Here is a 16,745-nt window from a genome sequence, read left to right as displayed (position 1 = left end):
CCACTCACGAGACCTTGAGCCCGTCGAGGAAGAACGCCAAATGCCGCCGCCAGGTTGCCGTCGGTTCATGGATCAGCGGCGACATCGCGGAAACCAGCGGGGCGAGATCCTCTGGCTCGAAATCCGCGCGCAGCTGACCGGATTCCTTCGCCCGGTCCAAAACTCGCGCCGCGTGTACGAACCCGGCGTGGCACGCCTCCAGCACGGCCGGGCTCAACGGCATCCGCCGGGCGAGTGCGTCGTTGAGGCCGTGATCCTTGGCCTGCAAGGCGAATAGCCCGTCGAGGAACTCGGTGAACCCCTGCCACGGGTCAGGTTCCGCTAACGCCTTCGTCGCCAGTTCGTCCAGCGCGGCGATCTGCGCGGGCAGGATCGCGTCGACAAAGGCGTCCCGGGTCGGGAAGTGCGCGTACAGCGTGCCGATGCTGACCCCGGCGCTGCGGGCGATCTGCTCCAGCGGCGCGTCGAGGCCGTGCTCGCCGAACGCGCGCGTCGCGGCGGCCAGCAGCTTGTCGCGGTTGCGGGCGGCATCCGCGCGCAACGGCTTCGATCCGGTGGCCATGGGTCCCATCGTACAAAGTCGAGGCCGCCCTCGGGTTTTGTGGTAGCTTGGCGAGCAAAGTCGAGGGTGCCCTCGACTTATCGCTGGGGAAGGAAGCCAAGTCATGACCACTCGCCCGACCGCTGTCGTTCTCGGAGTCGGACCCGGCCTCGGAATGTCCATGGCACGCCGGTTCGCTGGGGAGGGATACAACGTCGCGCTCGTTTCGCGTACCGCTGAGCGGCACCCGGCCTACCTGGCCGAACTCGACAACGCGGAAGCGTTCGCCGGCGACGTCCGGAACGGAATCGGAGCGACACTCGACAAAATCACCGAACGGTTCGGGGTCATCGACGTCGCCTACTACGGCCCCGCCGCGATCGAACCGGACAGCATGCCTACGGACATCACCGACGCGACCGCCGAAGCCGTCGAGAAGGCGATGAGCTGGGTGTATCCGGCGGTCGAGGTGGTGGGCAAACTGCTGCCGGGCATGCTGGAACGCGGCAGCGGCGGATTCCTGTTCGCCGGCGGGCTCAGCGCGGTGCGGCCGATGCCCGCGCTCGGCGCGCTCGCGGTGTCGTCAGCGGCGCTGCGGAACTACGCGCGGACACTGCACGAGGGGCTGGCCGGCACCGGCGTGTACGCGGGCAGCCTGATCATCGGCGGTCTGGTCGAACGCGGCGACATTCACCGGATGGTCGTCTCGCAGCGGGAAAAATACGGCGACGCCGGCGGTCACACCCTGGATCCGGATGCGATCGCCGGCGTCGCCTGGAAGATGTTCTCCGCCGGTGACTCGGCCGAGAGCGTGTTCGACGCCCTCTAGCAGGTCTCAGAGGTTCAGACCACCGTGAGGCGGTTCTCGAAGTCCTCGACCAGCTTGCGCCAGGCGCTCTGCTCGGTGTCGAACGGAGCGCTCGGCTCGAGCCGGCTCGGGTCCGGCCGCAGCACGAACGACACCAGCCAGCCGAGGCTTTCGTTGGCCGCCAGCGCGGTTTCGACGGTGTCGTCGCCAGCCCATTCGGCGGCGTCGGTGATCAGCTCGACGGCCAGTTCCAGCTGGGTCGGGTCGATCGACTCCGGGCCCTCGGCGATGTCCTCGTCGAGGCCGGGGAAGACGTAGGTGTTGTCGGTGTCGACCTCGATCTCGAGCTCGCCTGCCGCCGCCTTCTCGCGCACCTCGTCCCAAGTGGACACCCCGGCGAGGTCGGTGTCGGCGAGCTCGTCACCCGCCTTGATCGCCTTGAGCAGCGCCTTCGGCGAGCTGAACACGTCGATCTCGCCCTCGTTGCCGAGGAACACCGGCTTGTCGTCGAGGTAGCAGCGCAGCGTGTAGTACTCCGCGCCGGAGGTGACGATCTTGATCGGGTCGATGCCGACCTCGCCCCAGAAGCCGACCGGCTCGTCCTCGGCGTCCTCGTCCTCGGCGTCGACCGCTTCGAGGTCTTCCGGCCCGCCGTCCTCTTCACCGGCCTCCGCCTCGGCGGATTCCTCGTGGAAGGCGGCCAGCTCTTCGGCGGTCTGCTCCAGCACCGCGGCGTCGACCTCCGGCACCGTCACCAGGTTGTCGATCGCGTCGAGCACGGTGTCCCACTTCTCGGAGACGGCCTTCGACAGGTCGTTCCACAGCGCTTCGCCCTCGCGCCCGGTGAACGGCAGCCGGCCCTGCTCCAGCAGCGAGAAGCCCTCGTAGGCGTCGAGCACCTCGTGCACCTCGTCCAGCTCGCACACGTCGGCGAGCGAACGCACGATGCCGACGATCTCGGCCAGTTCGCCGATCGTCCACGAGTCCGGCTCCTCGGCGACCAGTTCGGGCACGCCGACGAGGTCGTACGAGTGGTCGTCGTCCGGGATCAGCTCGGGCACGTTCAGCGCGGGCACCGCGTCCCACGCCGGGTGGTCGAGCAGGTCGTGCTGCTCGGCCGTGCGCACGAAGGCGGCTAGGTGCGCGGCGTCCGGGAAGGCGTACAGGTCGTCCTCGTCGCCGAGGAACGCTTCCCACTCCTCGCCGTCCTCCCGCCACCGCGGGGCCCAGAGGGTGACCACGTCGCCCTGCGGCAGCCCGAGCTCGATCGGGATGATGTCCTGTGCCATTGCCGAATCCTCCGCGAGTACCGCCCGTGTGCGCGCCCGCCTTTCCGTCCCCTCCGGCAGCGCGCGGTACCGGAAGCCTACGGGTTAGGGCAAGCACCCGCGATCTCCCCTGCACCTGCGGGCGGCACGGGGATGGCACGATGGGCGGCACGATGACTCTCACCGACCTCCTGCCAGCGGATCCCGACGCAGATGCCCTGTTCGAAGCCTTCACGACGTGGACGGCGGAACGGGGCATCGAGCTGTACCCGGCGCAGGAGGAGGCGGTGATCGAGGTCGTCTCCGGGGCCAACGTCATCCTGTCGACGCCGACCGGCTCCGGCAAAAGCCTCGTCGCGGTCGGCGCGCACTTCACCGCGCTCGCACACGGCAAACGCAGTTTTTACACCGCGCCCATCAAAGCGCTGGTCTCGGAGAAGTTCTTCCAGCTCATCGAGATCTTCGGGGCTGATCAGGTCGGCATGATGACCGGCGATTCGAGCGTCAACGCGGACGCGCCGATCATCTGCTGCACCGCGGAAATCTTGGCGAACATCGCGTTGCGCGACGGCGCCGGCGCCCCGGTCGGCCAGGTCGTCGCGGACGAGTTCCACTTCTACTCGGAACCGGACCGCGGCTGGGCGTGGCAGGTCCCGCTGATCGAACTGCCGAACGCGCAGTTCGTGCTCATGTCGGCCACGCTCGGCGACGTTTCGTTCTTCGAAAAGGACCTGACCCGGCGGACCGGACGGCCGACCGCGGTGGTCACTTCGGCGCAGCGGCCGGTGCCGCTCACCTTCCGGTACGCGCTCACGCCGCTGCACGAAACGATGTCCGAGCTGCTCAACGGCGGCCAGGCGCCGGTGTATGTCGTCCATTTCTCGCAGGCCGCGGCCATCGAACGGGCGCAGACGCTGATGAGCATCAACGTCACCACCAAGGCGGAGAAGGAAGCGATCGCCGACCTGCTCGGCGACTTCCGGTTCTCCGCCGGATTCGGCAAGACGCTCTCGCGGCTCGTGCGGCACGGCATCGGCGTGCACCACGCGGGCATGCTGCCGAAGTACCGGCGGCTGGTCGAAACGCTGGCGCAGTCCGGGCTGCTGAAGGTGATCTGCGGGACGGACACTCTCGGCGTCGGCATCAACGTGCCGATCCGGACCGTGGTGTTCTCGGCGCTGACTAAGTACGACGGTGTGCGCCAGCGGCATCTGAAGGCGCGCGAGTTCCACCAGATCGCCGGACGCGCGGGCCGGGCCGGGTACGACACCGACGGTTACGTGGTCGTGCAGGCTCCGGATCACGTGGTGGAGAACGCGAAGGCGCTGGAGAAAGCGGGCGACGACCCGAAGAAGAAAAAGAAGATCGTCCGGAAGAAAGCGCCGGAGGGCTTCGTCAACTGGACCGAGAGCACGTTCGACCGGCTGATCGCGGCCGATCCGGAGCCGCTCACGTCCAGCTTCCAGGTCAGCCACTCGATGCTGCTGAACGTGATTTCCCGGCCGGGCAACGCGTTCGACGCGATGCGGCATCTGCTGGAGGACAACCATTCGGACCGTCCGACGCAGCGGAAGCTGATCCTGCGGGCGATCGAGATCTACCGTTCGCTGCTCGCCGCCGGTGTCGTGGAGAAGCTCCCCGAACCCGATGCCGAGGGGCGCATTGTCCGCCTGACGGTGGACCTGCAGTTCGATTTCGCGTTGAACCAGCCGCTTTCGCCGTTCGCACTGGCCGCGATCGAGCTGCTGGACATGGAGTCCCCGTCGTACGCGCTGGACGTCGTGTCCATTGTGGAATCCACAGTGGACAATCCGCGGCCGGTGCTGTCGCAGCAGCAGTTCAAGGCTCGCGGCGAGGCCGTGCAGGCGATGAAGGCCGACGGGATCGAGTACGACGAACGGATGGAGCTTCTCGAGTCCGTCACGTACCCGAAACCGTTGGAGGAACTGCTCAACGCGGCTTACCAGTCGTATCGCGCTGGACATCCGTGGGTGGCGGATTACGAGCTGTCGCCGAAGTCGGTGGTGCGCGATATGTACGAGCGCGCGATGAACTTCGTGGAATACGTGGGCTTTTATCAGCTCGCGCGTTCCGAAGGCCTGGTGCTGCGCTATCTCGCCGACACCTACGACGCGTTGCGGCACACGGTGCCGGACGAGGCGAAGACCGAACCGCTGCAGGACCTCATCGAATGGCTCGGCGAATTGGTGCGCCAGGTCGACTCGAGCCTGCTGGACGAATGGGAAGCGCTGCGGCATCCGGACGAGGAAGGCCCGGTGTCGCATCGCCCGCCGGCCGAACCGCCCGCGGTCACGCGCAACGAGCGGGCGTTCCGGGTGCTGGTGCGCAACGAGTTGTTCCGCCGCGTGGAGCTGGCTTCGCGCCGGGCGTACGACGAACTGGGCTCGCTGGACGCCGCCTCTGGCTGGGACGCGGACGCCTGGGAAGACGCGATCGAGGACTACTTCGACGAACACGATTCCCTCGGAATCGGCCCGGACGCGCGCGGCCCGGCTTTGCTGCTGATCGAGCAGGAGCCGGATGTGTGGCGGGTCCGGCAGATCTTCGACGATCCGGCCGGCGACCATGACTGGGGAATCAGCGCGGAGGTCGATTTGCGCGCCTCGGACGAGGTGGGCAGCGCGGTGGTGCGGATCGTGGACGTCAACCAGCTCTGAGGGCCTAGGCCGCTCGGCGCGCATTCAGTGCTTCCGTCGGCTGCTCGTGACTCGGGTTTCGATGTCCTGGACAAGAAGATGCGGGAGATCGACCACCGCGTCCGCGCCCGCGGCCTTCGCGGCGGCTGCGGCGCTGGAACTGGCGTTCGCGGTGTAGACCACGACCGGAATCCGATTGCCCGCGGACCGGAGTTCCTGGATGAACCGGGTGCCCGCCTCCGGGTCGTCGTCGCGGCCGAGGTTGGTGACGACGGCGGCGAAGTCCATCCGGCTGAGGTAAATGCGCGCGGCCGCGCTGGTGGTCGCCGCGGTGACGAGCTTTCCGAGACGCTCCAGCGCGAGGGTTTCGTAGACGTTGTTGGCCGGATGGTCGTCGATCCAGAGCACCCGGGCCAGCGCGCTCGTCGCTCCCAGTTCGGGAAGTGCGCGCGGGGAGCTTTGAGCGGGCTTGGTCTTCTCGGCCTCGCTGATGTCTTCCTGTGCCTGTGCCGTGTTTTGCGGGGACAGGGACAGATCCATTTTGAAGATGTCGGCCAGGGAGAGCTTGAGGGTGCTCGGCCGGGTGCCTTTCTGGCCTCGCCACAGCAGCACCAGGACACCGGCCACGACGAGTACGCCGAGGATCAGGATGACAATGTTCGTGTCCATTTCGGCTACTCCTGATCGCTAGGGTTCAGCCGGGCGAGGGATACTCCGAGGTCCAGGGGTATGCGGGCGAGCGGATCGAGTCGACCGGTCTCCGCGAACATGTCTGCCATCGTCGAGGGACCGAACCGTCGGACGGAGAAGGCGGTCAGACCGGAGATATCGAGGTCGGCGACGTCTACCGGGGCCGAGGCATTCGTCCACAAGTACTCGTTGGACCGGGCCATCTCCATCGTTTCGCCGTACACCCGGCACATCGAGTGGAGAAGCCTGGCGATGGCGAACGCGTCATCCGGCTCTCCGCCGAGGAGATGGCTGGCGACTGACCAGTACTTGGCGATCGGGGTGCCCAGGCTTCCGACAGGGATGACGCCGGAGCGGTGGGGAGACCGGCGCGCGGCGGCCTGCGTGAATTGTCGGGCCGTCCTTGTTTCTAGGCTGCTTGCGGTGACGATCAAGTAGGCCTGTTGTTGAGGGTGTGCCCGGATTTCAGAAATGCCGAGGAACTCTGGCAGGTCCAGGGGCTCTCCGGTCAGCTCGGCGTACATCACGTACATCAGGTCGCTGATCCGGCCCGGGTCTTGCTTGTCAAGGGATCCCGCCATCGATTTCAGGTAATACCCGAACGGTTGCCCGAGTGCTTGGAAGAGCGCACCGGCTTGGCTGAGGCGGGACAGCGCGCTCGCGGGACTCAGGAGCAGTCGCCACTGCGCGGCCTCGCGCAGTGCGCTGGCCGCGTTAGCTCGAAGCATGAACTGGATGTCGTTGAGGCGCTCTTGTTCAGCGGGCTGAGATTGGCGTGCGATCGTTCTCAGTTCGGTGAGCGAGGTTTGCGCGCAGGCCTCGTGAAACTTGGCCGCACTGCGCACTTGCCCGATGGAGAGGCCGAGCGCTTGCAGGTCTTCGCCGTTCATTTCAGATCAGCTCCCGGACATTGCTCAGCGCCTCGGGCTCGGTGAATCGTGGATTCGGATGGACCAACGTCCGGTGGAAGGCCTTCTTCGAGCGGTTCAGCTCCCACTTTTCGCACGACTTGATCTGATTGCCGGGAACCATGATCTTGGCGGTCACTTCGCCTTCGGTTTGATACGCGGAGTACCGCCGGTAGGCGTTGAGATCACGTACCTCCTCGGCGACTCCTTCGACTTCCACAGCCGGTCTCGGGGCGAGCAGCACCCAGCAGGTGTACAGGTAGGCGAACTCGTGCTTACCGTATTCAGTGCCGAACCACAGAGCGGTGTCGCGTGCCCGCCGCACATGATTCGTGGCGGCGAAGGCGTCGCGCTCCACGGTGCCGGATGTTAGCGAGATGAAGGGGCTGTCCTCGCTGAAGGGAACTCGGGTGACCGGGTCAAGTTCGTCGAAGTGATTGATGTGCCGGTCGAGTGCCGTGGCCGTCAGCTTGTCCCTGACTTGACTGGGGCGGATTCTGCCCACTTTCCGCCACCAGTTGCAGAGGAGGCCGCCGTGGTTGTCGATCAGTCCTTTCGCCTTCTCATCGCTCTCCAGGTGCAGCCCTTTCACGCACCACTGGACGATCATGTTCGGCGGCCCTTCGTCGTTTTACTCGGCCAGGATCAGGAATGCAGCTTAGGCGGCTGCCAACGGGTGTAGCGCAGCATCGACCGGGCCATCACCGATGTCGGCATGGCGCGGAACATCGCATTCCGCACCGCGATCCCGACGGGGTTCGTCAACTGCTGGCCCATCCGGCCGGTTTGCCGAGCAGCGCGGGCAACGGCTTGACTGCGCGGGCGGCGTTCGGCGTCGTACCGGGCGAGTGCGGTGTCGAGGTCCGCGGACGAGAGAGCGTGAGCCAGTGTCACAGCGTCTTCCAACGCCTGGCAGGCACCTTGGCCGAGATTTGGTCGCATCGCGTGTGCGGCATCTCCGAGAAAGGCGACGCGACCGGACACATAGGACGGCAGCGGGGTCACCAGCTCGTAGACATCGTGGTGCAGCACGGATTCCGGGTCGGTCGCGTCGAGCAACGCGGTGATCGGTTCGTGCCAGGGGCCGAAGCGGCGGCGCATTTCGGCCAGTGGATCCGGGTATCGGGTGCCTGGTGGAACAGTCAACACCGCGTGCCATTCGGCTCGGCCGTCCGCCACGGCGATGTGGCCGAACTCGACTCCGCGGCCCCAGGTGAGGTTGAAGTCCGAAGAGGACAGTTCGACCGGTTGCGCGGTGATGGCCCGGACGACCGAAGATCCACTGTGGACAGGTCCTGGGTGCGAGGGAAAGAAGTGCTTGCGCAGCAGGCTGTTGACGCCATCAGCGGCGATGACCACGTCAGCTTCGTGGCGGCCGGATGAAGTGACCACGGTGCTGCCCTCGGCGGCGGTGACCTCGGCTCGCACCACCGGCGAGGGCAGCAAAGAACGCAACAACCGATGCAGTTCGTACCGCGCGATGCCGACGATCGGTGTTCCGGCGACGCGTTCGAGTTCGGCTCCGTCCATGCGGGCCAGCCAGGCTCCGCGCGGGTTGCGGGTGCTGACCGTGCGCTGGAAGCGGCCGGCGGCGCGGAGTGCGTCGCCGGCTCCTAACGCGTCCAGCGCTCGGACGCCGTTGGCGGCCAGGGAAATGCCGGAACCGGCGTCGTCCAGTTCGCCGGGCAGGCGTTCGAGGACCGTGACCTGCCAGCCGACCCGCGACAATCCGATGGCCGCGGCCAGGCCGCCGATTCCGCCGCCGACGACTATCGCTGATCCACCTGTGGGCACCCAGCCAGGATAGGGCGATTCAGGCGCTCATGAGCATGGAACGCGCATCTAAGCCGTCGACCCACAAGCCGATCGCCAGTCCGGCGGCAGCTTCCAGCAGGGCGGCTCGCTCCAGGCCGCCGGCGGGCAGGGGAATGCAACCGAGGTCTTGGACCAGCTCCGTTGCCACGGCGACGGCGTCCGGAGCGCCACACAGCGGAACCCCGAGCGGACGGCCCTCGAACAGCGGCGGAGTCATGCGCCAGACGTCCACGTGGGCGAGGTTGAACGCCTTCACCACCGACGCGCCGGGGGCGTATCCGGCAATCCGGGCGGCCACGGGTTCGCCGGTCGCGCCGGGGGTGTTGGTGCAGTCGATGAGGACTTTGCCGGTGAGGTCGAGCGGGGTGAGCAGGGCTTCGAGGGCGGTGGTGGGGACGGCCAGCAGGATGGCTTCCGCTCGGGCCGCGGCGTCGGCCCAGTCCGCGACCTCGGCGCCGAGTTCGGTTGCCAAGGCGGCAGCGCTGGCGGGGGAGCGGCCGGAAACGGTCAGGTCGTGCCGGGTCCATTGGCTGCCGAGGGCGGAAGCCATGCCGCCGGTGCCGAAGAGAGCGATGCGCATGGGAAGGTCTCCTGTCGTCGCGTGGTTGTACGGACGCGACGTTATGGACCACGGCAGGAACCGAAAGGTAACCATGGAGTTCATCGCCGACTGCCGCACCCGGCTCGCGTTCGACCTGGTGGCGAACACCTGGCATCCAGTTGTGCTGTGGGCGCTGAAGAACGGCCCGCTGCGGCACGGCGAACTGCGCACGCGCATCGGCGGGATCAGCGCGAAGGTGCTCACCGAGGCGGTGCGCAAGCTGGAACGCGACGGGCTCGTCGAGCGCGCGGAGGGGGCGTACCGGCTGACGGAGCTGGGGGTGAGTTTCCTCGGGCCGATCGAGGGCTTCGGAAGGTGGGCGGCGGAGTACGGGGATCGGGTGGTGGAGGCCCAGGCTCGGGTGTCGCGAGTGGCAATGCCGGTTCTAACCGGTGCCAGCACTCACGAGGGCAGTGGCCTGGCCCGCGCCAGTTCCAGCAGCGGTACGGCCGCCGCGGCGTCGGTGACCAGCGTCGACACCAGCCCGGACCGCAGTACGGCGTCCACCGCTTCGGCTTTCGGCCTGCTGTAACCGATCGCGATCACCTCGGGGACTGCCATCAGCTCCTCGTGGCTGATCGCCAGCACGTGGTGTGCCAGCCCGGTGCCGAGCGAGTTGCCGTCCGAGTCGAACAGCCGCGCGGCGACCTCGGCGGTCGCGCCCCGGGCGGCGATAGCGGCGCGTTCGGCCTCGTCCAGCGCGTCGTACACGGTGGACTCACCGGCCTCCCACGAACCGATGCTCACCACGGCTTTGGTGAGTTTCCCGAACTGGGCGAACGTTTCCGCGATGCCCGGCTGGTGCCGCAGGATCTCGGTGGTCCTCCGGTCGGGCAGCACGAGCGGGCCGAAGATCGGGTACGAATCGCCGCCGGACACCGAGGTCACGCGGCTGACCGTCTCCACCGAACGGCCGCGCATGTCCATTCCGGCCTGCACCCCGCACAACTGCACGATCGGGCAGCGCGGCAGGGTCCGGATCGCCTCGGTCATCGCGTTGACCGACCGCGCCCAGGACAGCCCGATGACATCGTCCGGGGTCGCGATCTCCTCCAGCAGCCGGGCGGCCAGCGCCCCGACCTGCTTGCGGACGACCTCCCTCGGCTCCTTTTCGGATGCTCGTTCGAGCACGAGCACGCGGTCCAGCCGGTAGGCGCGGCGGATGTCGTCGGACAGGTCGACGTCGATCGGCGCTGGCAGGTCGAACTCGATCCGCACCAGCCCGGACTCGAGCGCCGTGTCCAGCATCCGCGCGACCTTGAACCGGCTCATGCCGAACTCGTCGGCGATCTCCAGCTTCGAGGCGCCCTGCACGTAGAACCGCCTGGCCATGGTCGCCAGCAGCAGCGTTTCGGTCAGCGGTAGTGGCCCCTTTTTCCTGCTCACATGAGCAGGATAGCGCAAAAATGAGCTTTGCCGGTTGACGGATCCGCAGGCAGCGGCCTCTAATGCCTACGCATCTTACCTACGGCATAAGTCAAAATCGCTCAAACGAGCATCTTGGAAGGTGATGACGCATGCGCGCCGCGATCGTGGACCGGCCCGGGGAGATCCGGGTCGGCGAGGTTCCCGATCCGAAGCCCGGGGAGCGCCAGGTCGTCGTGAAGGTGGGTGCCTGCGGGATCTGCGGCACGGACCTGCACATCGCCGACGGGCATTTCCCGCCGACCCCGTATCCCATCGTCCCCGGGCACGAGTTCTCCGGGGAGATCGTCGAACTCGGCGCGGACGTGCCCGCCGAGTGGAAGGTCGGCGACCGGGTCGCGGTCGACCCGTCGATCTACTGCGGATACTGCACCCCGTGCCGGTCCGGGCACGGCAATCTCTGCGCGAACTGGAACGCGACCGGCGACACCGTCAACGGCGCCTTCGCCGAGTACGTCGCGGTGCCCGCCGACACCTGCTACCAGATGCCCGACTCGATGACCTGGGAACAGGGCGCGCTGGTCGAACCCGTTTCCTGCGCGGTGCACGGCGTGCGCCGGATCGGCGTGGAGGCGGGCGAACGCTTCCTCGTGGTCGGCGCGGGCACGATGGGCCTGATCATGCAGCAGCTCCTGATTCGCGCGGGCGCACACGTGACGATGGTCGACCGCAATGCGGCACGGCTTCCTCGGGCGACTGATCTCGGCGCGACCGCGGTCGCCTCCGACGTGTCCGAATTGGACGACGAACGCTTCGACGCCGCCGTGGACTGCACCGGCGCGGCACCCGCGATCGAGGCGGCTTTCAACGCGCTGCACCGCGGTGGCCGGTTGCTCGTCTTCGGCGTCGCTCCGGCCGAAGCACGCGTCGCGCTCTCGCCGTTCCGCATTTACAACGACGAAATCACCATCGTCGGCTCGATGGCCGTGCTGAACAGCTACGGCAACGCGCTCGACCTCGTCGCGAACGGCTACATCGACACCGAAGCGCTGATCACCGACACTCTGCCGCTGGAGCAGTACCCGGAGGCGCTGGCGAAGATGCGCAGCGGGTCCGGCCTCAAGATCCAGGTGCTGCCCGGAGGTGGCGGCCGTGCGTAAACTCCTGTGCCTCCTTGCCGCGACAGCGTTGTTAGTGACGGGATGCGCCGGAGCCGGGGCGCTCGGCACCGGCGGGCGGACACTGGTCGTCGCGATCGTGTCCAATCCGCAGATGAAGGACGCCATCTCGCTCAAGGGCGAGTTCGAGCAGGCCAACCCCGGGATCAAGCTCAAATTCGTTTCCCTGCCGGAAAACGAGGCCAGGGCGAAGATCACCGCGTCCACCGCCACCCAGGGGGGCGAGTTCGACGTGGTGATGATCAGCAATTACGAGGCTCCGCAGTGGGCGGCCAACGGCTGGCTGGAGAACCTCGAACCGCACATGAAGGCGACGCCGGGATACGACGAGGCCGACTTCATCCCGAGCATCCGGCAGTCGCTGTCGTACGAGAACCAGATGTACGCGGTGCCGTTCTACGGCGAATCGTCCTTTGTGGTCTACCGCAAGGACCTGTTCCAGAAGGCCGGGCTGGACATGCCGGCGCATCCGACGTGGCAGCAGATCGCCGATTTCGCCGCGAAACTCGACGACAAGCAGGCGGGCATCTCCGGGATCTGCCTGCGCGGCAAGCCGGGCTGGGGCGAGAGCCTCGCGCCGTTCACCACGGTCGCGAACACCTTCGGCGCGCAATGGTTCGACAAGGACTGGAACGCGAAGCTGACTAGCCCGGAGTTCACCAAGGCGGCGAACTTCTACGTGAACCTGCTGCGCGACCACGGCGAGGTCGGCGCCTCCAGCGCCGGGTTCACCGAATGCGGCACGAAGTACGCCCAGGGCAACGCCGCGATGTGGTATGACGCCACGTCGATGACCGGCACCACGGAAGACCCGAAGACCAGCCACGTCGTCGGCAAGAACGGCTACGCCGCCGCGCCGGTGGAGAAGACCCAGGCGAGCGGCTGGCTTTACACCTGGGCGCTGGGCATTCCGAAGGTCGGCAAGAACAAGGACGACGCCTGGAAGTTCATGGCGTGGATGACCAACAAGGAGTACGCGAAGAAGGTCGGCCAGACCTACGGCTGGAACCGGGTGCCGCCCGGCACGCGCAAGTCGACCTATGAGATCCCGCAGTACAAGGAAGCCGCCAAGGCCTACGCCCAGCCGACGCTGGACGGCATCGCGGCGGCCAACCAGCAGAAGACGATGGTGAACCCGGTGCCCTACCCCGGCATCCAGTTCGTCGGGATCCCGGAGTTCCAGGATCTCGGCACCCGGGTGAGCCAGCAGTTGTCCGCCGCGATCGCCGGTCAGACCTCCGTCGCCGACGCGCTCGCGCAATCGCAGAAATACGCGGAAACCGTCGGAAAGTCGTATCAGGAGGTGCAGCGATGAGCACCCTCTCCGTCCCCGCCGGAACCGCGCCGGCGACCGCCAAGCCCGCTGCGAAGAAGGTGACCGGTTCGGCCGGGAAACGGCGGCTGCCGCTGCTGCCCGCGTTGATCTTCGTGATCGCGGTGACGCAGATTCCGTTCCTGCTCACCTTGTTCTACTCGTTCCAGTCGTGGAACCTGGTGCGTCCTGGCTCGCGGCATTTCGTCGGTTTCCGCAACTACATCGACGTCTTCACCGACACGACGTTCCTCGGCGCGCTGCTGAACACCGTGGTGCTCACCGTGGTCTGCGTGTTCCTTTCGCTGCTGCTCGGACTCGGGCTCGCAGTGCTGCTGGACCGGAAGTTCCTCGGCCGCGGCTTCGTCCGCACGCTGCTGATCACGCCCTTCCTGATCCTCCCGGCGGCAGGCGCGCTGCTGTGGAAGACCACGGTGTTCGACCCGACGTACGGGTTGCTGCACTTCGTGTTCGGCACGGACACCGACTGGCTTTCGCAGTTCCCGCTGGCCGCGGTGATGGCGCAGATCGTCTGGCAGTGGACGCCGTTCATGACGCTGCTGATCCTCGCCGGGCTGCAGAGCCAGTCGAAGGAGGTGCTGGAGGCGGCGTCGGTGGACGGCGCGAGCCGCTGGCGCACCTTCGTGTCGATCACGCTGCCGCACCTTTCGCGGTTCCTGCAGCTGGCCACGCTGCTCGGCGCGATTTACATCGTGAACAGTTTCGACGCGATTTTCCTGATGACGCAAGGCGGTCCGGGCACGGCCAGCACGAACCTGCCGTTCTACATCTACCAGCGCGCGTTCGAGGGCTTCGACATCGGACAGTCGTCCGCGATGGGCGTGGTGGTGGTCATCCTGACGATGATCGTCGCGACGTTCGCGCTGCGGCTGATGTTCCGCGCGTTCTCCGTGGACGGAGGAGTCAAGTGAGCACCGCAACCGCCACCGCCGCGCCCGCCGCTACCGGCACCGCGCCGCCTCCGCGCCGCCGGACCAAACGCCGCTACGGTCCGGGCACGCTCACCGTCGCGACCTGGATCATCGCGATCCTCTTCGTTTTCCCGTTGCTGTGGATGATCCTCACCGCGTTCAAACAGGAGAACGACGCCTACACCGATCCGCCGAAGCTGTTCTTCACCCCGACGTTCGACCAGATCTCGAACGTTCTCACCAGCGGTTTCCTGCCGTACCTGGGAAATTCGGCGTTCGTCACGGTGATTTCGACGCTGCTCGTGCTGCTGCTGGGAATCCCGGCCGCGTACGCGCTGTCGCTGGCCCCGGTCAAGGGCACGAAGAACGCGCTGGGCTTCTTCCTGTCGACCAAGATGCTGCCGATCGTGGCCGCGATCATCCCGCTGTACGTGATCTCGCAGAACACCAACCTGCTGGACACGGTGTGGGCGCTGATCATCCTGTACACCGCGATGAACCTGCCGCTCGCGATCTGGATGATGCGGTCGTTCTTCCTGGAAGTGCCCGGCGAAATGATCGAGGCGGCGCGGATCGACGGGGCGAACCTGCCGACGTTGCTGCGCAAGATCATCATGCCGGTGGTCGCGCCCGGGATCGCGGCGACCGCGCTGATCTGCGTGATCTTCTCCTGGACGGAGTTCTTCTACGCGGTCAACCTCACCGCCGCCAGGGCAGGCACCGTGCCGGTCTTCCTGGTCGGCTTCATCACCAGCGAGGGCCTGTACTGGGCTCAGCTGTCCGCCGCCGCGCTGCTGGCCTCGTTGCCGGTGATGATCGTCGGCTGGATCGCGCAGAACCACCTGGTGCGCGGGCTGTCCATGGGCGCTGTGAAGTAAGGGAGAACGCAGATGTCCGCTGAAGTGATTTACGACCAGGCGTCGCGTATCTACCCCGGCAACCCGGGCGTCCGCGCGGTCGACCAGTTGAGCCTCGAAGTGCCGGACGGCGAATTTCTCGTGCTCGTCGGCCCGTCCGGATCGGGCAAGTCCACCGCGCTGCGGATGCTCGCCGGGCTGGAGGACGTCAACGAAGGTGCGATCCGGATCGGCGACCGGGACGTCACCGATCTGCCGCCGAAGGACCGGGACATCGCGATGGTGTTCCAGTCCTACGCGCTCTACCCGCACATGACGGTTGCCGACAACATGGGTTTCGCGTTGAAACTGCGCGGTTTCCCGGCGGCCGACATCAAGAAGCGGGTCGACGAGGCCGCCAAGATGCTGGACCTGTCGCGGTTTCTCGACCGCAAGCCGAAGGCGTTGTCCGGCGGGCAGCGGCAGCGGGTCGCGATGGGCCGGGCGATCGTGCGCGAGCCGAGCGTGTTCCTGATGGACGAGCCACTGTCCAATTTGGATGCGAAATTGCGGGTGGAAACCCGCGCCAACATCGCGAAACTCCAGCAACGGCTCGGCACGACGACCATCTACGTGACCCACGACCAGGTCGAGGCCATGACGATGGGCGACCGGGTGGCCGTGCTGAAGGACGGCGTGCTGCAGCAATGCGCTTCGCCGCGGTCGCTGTACGAGAAGCCGGAGAACTCGTTCGTGGCCGGTTTCATCGGGTCGCCTGCGATGAACCTGGCGACGCTGCCGCTGTCCGACGGCGGCGTGCAGCTGGGCGACCTGGTCGTGCCGCTGCCCACCGAGGTGCGGACCGCGGCGGCTGGGCTGTCGGAGATCGTCTTCGGCATCCGGCCGGAGTCGCTGCGCCTGGTCGGCGAGGCCGACGACGGCTTCGAGCTGGTGGTGGAGCTCGTCGAGGAACTGGGCGCGGACGCGTACCTGCACGGCAAGGTCGGCGACGACCGGTTCGTGGTCCGGGTCGACGGACGGACGCCGCCGCGGATCGGCGACAACGTCCGGGTGGCGTTGCGCGGCGAGGGCGAGACGCACGCGTTCGATCCGAAGACGACGCTGCGGCTGGGCTGAGTGTGTCGTGAGTGTTCATGCCGGTTAGAACCGGGATGAACACTCACGACCCCCTACCTCTCGCGAGGGATGCGCCTCCCCCTTGCGCCTGATCCCTTCTGCCGCGCGCCAGACGACGCTGGACGCATGTCGTTGAAGCAAGCCGAGTTGCGCAGATGGCCGGGTTACGCGGCCGCGGCCTGGGGTCTCTTGTTCGCGATCCCCAGCTTCGTCTGGGCGACCGGCAGTACGTTCGGCGCGCAGTCGACTGTGTCGCCGTCGCTGGTGAAGCTCGCCCAGGACCGGGTGCCGTGGTTTGTGGCCGTCCTGGTGATCACCGGGCTGCTGAAGGTTTTCGGCGCAGTGGTCGGCGTCAGTCTGACGCGGCCGCGCGGCCGGTGGCTCAGCCAGACGATGGTGTTCTGCGGCGGTGGCGCCGCGATCCTGCTTACCTGGCACGGCGGGCTGTTCGTCGTGCAGGGCGTGATGGTGAAGACCGGAGCCGTGACCGTCGATCCAGCGCTGAGCGAGCTGGTCGGCTGGTATCTCTATCTCTGGGGCCCATGGTTCATCGTCGGCGGTATCGCGTTCGCGGTGGCTGCCGCGCGGTATGTCCTGGACCGCGACGACCGACGCACGCTGACTCGGTACGGAGTGGTCGGCGCGCTCGGTGCGTTGGCGTTGTCGGTGGCCGCGGTCGCGACGGGAATCGGGTGAG

General features: G+C 67.0%; 16 protein-coding genes and 1 pseudogene. 9 read left to right on the top strand and 8 right to left on the bottom strand.

Translation table 11 applies throughout. The features are described 5' to 3' along the window. Nucleotides 1-4 precede the first annotated feature (4 nt). Nucleotides 5-562 carry a TetR/AcrR family transcriptional regulator gene (locus H4281_RS31620; protein WP_220508099.1) on the bottom strand — a complete coding sequence of 186 codons (558 nt, stop codon included), beginning with the start codon at nucleotides 560-562 and terminating at the stop codon, nucleotides 5-7. A gap of 103 nt (nucleotides 563-665) precedes the next feature. Here H4281_RS31620 and H4281_RS31615 point away from each other — a divergent pair, with 103 nt between their 5' ends. Continuing rightward, nucleotides 666-1,370, top strand: a complete 705-nt coding sequence (locus tag H4281_RS31615; RefSeq protein ID WP_182894542.1) for an SDR family NAD(P)-dependent oxidoreductase — start codon at nucleotides 666-668, stop codon at nucleotides 1,368-1,370. Nucleotides 1,371-1,384: 14 nt separating this feature from the next. On the opposite strand, the gene H4281_RS31610 is transcribed toward H4281_RS31615, so the two are convergent. After that, nucleotides 1,385-2,638, bottom strand: coding sequence for a SatS C-terminal domain-containing protein (locus tag H4281_RS31610; protein ID WP_182894541.1), 1,254 nt, complete (start codon nucleotides 2,636-2,638; stop codon nucleotides 1,385-1,387). 152 nt (nucleotides 2,639-2,790) lie between these two features. Here H4281_RS31610 and H4281_RS31605 point away from each other — a divergent pair, with 152 nt between their 5' ends. Further along, nucleotides 2,791-5,295, top strand: a complete 2,505-nt coding sequence (locus tag H4281_RS31605) for a DEAD/DEAH box helicase (RefSeq protein ID WP_182894677.1) — start codon at nucleotides 2,791-2,793, stop codon at nucleotides 5,293-5,295. A 24-nt stretch (nucleotides 5,296-5,319) separates the two neighbouring features. On the opposite strand, the gene H4281_RS31600 is transcribed toward H4281_RS31605, so the two are convergent. From H4281_RS31600 to H4281_RS31580, 5 genes are read right to left on the bottom strand one after another with little or no spacing between them, the layout of a single operon-like run. Next, nucleotides 5,320-5,943: a response regulator gene (locus tag H4281_RS31600; protein ID WP_182894540.1), complete on the bottom strand. Its 624-nt coding sequence runs from the start codon at nucleotides 5,941-5,943 to the stop codon at nucleotides 5,320-5,322. A gap of 5 nt (nucleotides 5,944-5,948) precedes the next feature. Beyond that, complete coding sequence (locus tag H4281_RS31595) at nucleotides 5,949-6,854, bottom strand: hypothetical protein (protein ID WP_182894539.1); 906 nt, start codon at nucleotides 6,852-6,854, stop codon at nucleotides 5,949-5,951. Nucleotide 6,855: 1 nt separating this feature from the next. After that, a complete protein-coding gene (locus H4281_RS31590; RefSeq protein WP_182894538.1) occupies nucleotides 6,856-7,482 on the bottom strand; it encodes a hypothetical protein in 627 nt (208 codons plus the stop codon). Nucleotides 7,483-7,517: 35 nt separating this feature from the next. After that, a complete protein-coding gene (locus tag H4281_RS31585) occupies nucleotides 7,518-8,666 on the bottom strand; it encodes an FAD-dependent monooxygenase (protein WP_182894537.1) in 1,149 nt (382 codons plus the stop codon). Nucleotides 8,667-8,685: 19 nt separating this feature from the next. After that, nucleotides 8,686-9,267, bottom strand: a complete 582-nt coding sequence (locus H4281_RS31580; protein ID WP_182894536.1) for an NADPH-dependent F420 reductase — start codon at nucleotides 9,265-9,267, stop codon at nucleotides 8,686-8,688. A 73-nt stretch (nucleotides 9,268-9,340) separates the two neighbouring features. Here H4281_RS31580 and H4281_RS31575 point away from each other — a divergent pair. Next, nucleotides 9,341-9,658, top strand: a pseudogene (locus H4281_RS31575) (winged helix-turn-helix transcriptional regulator); the annotation flags it as partial. Between the two features lie 32 nt (nucleotides 9,659-9,690). Here the strand turns inward: H4281_RS31575 and H4281_RS31570 are convergent. Next, nucleotides 9,691-10,620 (bottom strand): sugar-binding transcriptional regulator, encoded by a 930-nt coding sequence (locus tag H4281_RS31570; RefSeq protein WP_182894676.1) that lies wholly within the window; start codon nucleotides 10,618-10,620, stop codon nucleotides 9,691-9,693. Nucleotides 10,621-10,805: 185 nt separating this feature from the next. Between H4281_RS31570 and H4281_RS31565 the strand changes: the two genes are divergently transcribed. The 6 genes from H4281_RS31565 to H4281_RS31540 all read left to right on the top strand — a co-directional run bounded on the left by H4281_RS31565 (nucleotide 10,806) and on the right by H4281_RS31540 (nucleotide 16,744). Further along, a complete protein-coding gene (locus H4281_RS31565; RefSeq protein ID WP_182894535.1) occupies nucleotides 10,806-11,813 on the top strand; it encodes a zinc-dependent alcohol dehydrogenase family protein in 1,008 nt (335 codons plus the stop codon). Further along, nucleotides 11,806-13,146 (top strand): ABC transporter substrate-binding protein, encoded by a 1,341-nt coding sequence (locus H4281_RS31560; RefSeq protein WP_182894534.1) that lies wholly within the window; start codon nucleotides 11,806-11,808, stop codon nucleotides 13,144-13,146. The genes H4281_RS31565 and H4281_RS31560 overlap by 8 nt, the downstream gene beginning before the upstream one ends. Beyond that, nucleotides 13,143-14,075: a carbohydrate ABC transporter permease gene (locus H4281_RS31555; RefSeq protein ID WP_182894533.1), complete on the top strand. Its 933-nt coding sequence runs from the start codon at nucleotides 13,143-13,145 to the stop codon at nucleotides 14,073-14,075. Before H4281_RS31560 ends, H4281_RS31555 begins: the two co-directional genes overlap by 4 nt. A gap of 107 nt (nucleotides 14,076-14,182) precedes the next feature. Then, nucleotides 14,183-14,953 (top strand): carbohydrate ABC transporter permease, encoded by a 771-nt coding sequence (locus H4281_RS31550; RefSeq protein ID WP_182894675.1) that lies wholly within the window; start codon nucleotides 14,183-14,185, stop codon nucleotides 14,951-14,953. A gap of 12 nt (nucleotides 14,954-14,965) precedes the next feature. Next, on the top strand, nucleotides 14,966-16,048 hold the full coding sequence (locus tag H4281_RS31545; protein ID WP_220508098.1) for an ABC transporter ATP-binding protein: 1,083 nt from the start codon (nucleotides 14,966-14,968) through the stop codon (nucleotides 16,046-16,048). Between the two features lie 126 nt (nucleotides 16,049-16,174). Then, complete coding sequence (locus tag H4281_RS31540) at nucleotides 16,175-16,744, top strand: DUF3995 domain-containing protein (RefSeq protein ID WP_182894532.1); 570 nt, start codon at nucleotides 16,175-16,177, stop codon at nucleotides 16,742-16,744. Nucleotide 16,745: the final 1 nt, after the last annotated feature.

Origin of the sequence: Amycolatopsis dendrobii (assembly GCF_014145675.1) — a bacterium.
GTDB lineage: Bacteria > Actinomycetota > Actinomycetes > Mycobacteriales > Pseudonocardiaceae > Amycolatopsis > Amycolatopsis dendrobii.
Note: the sequence above shows the minus strand (reverse complement) of the source record. Positions and strands in the feature narration are given on the sequence as shown.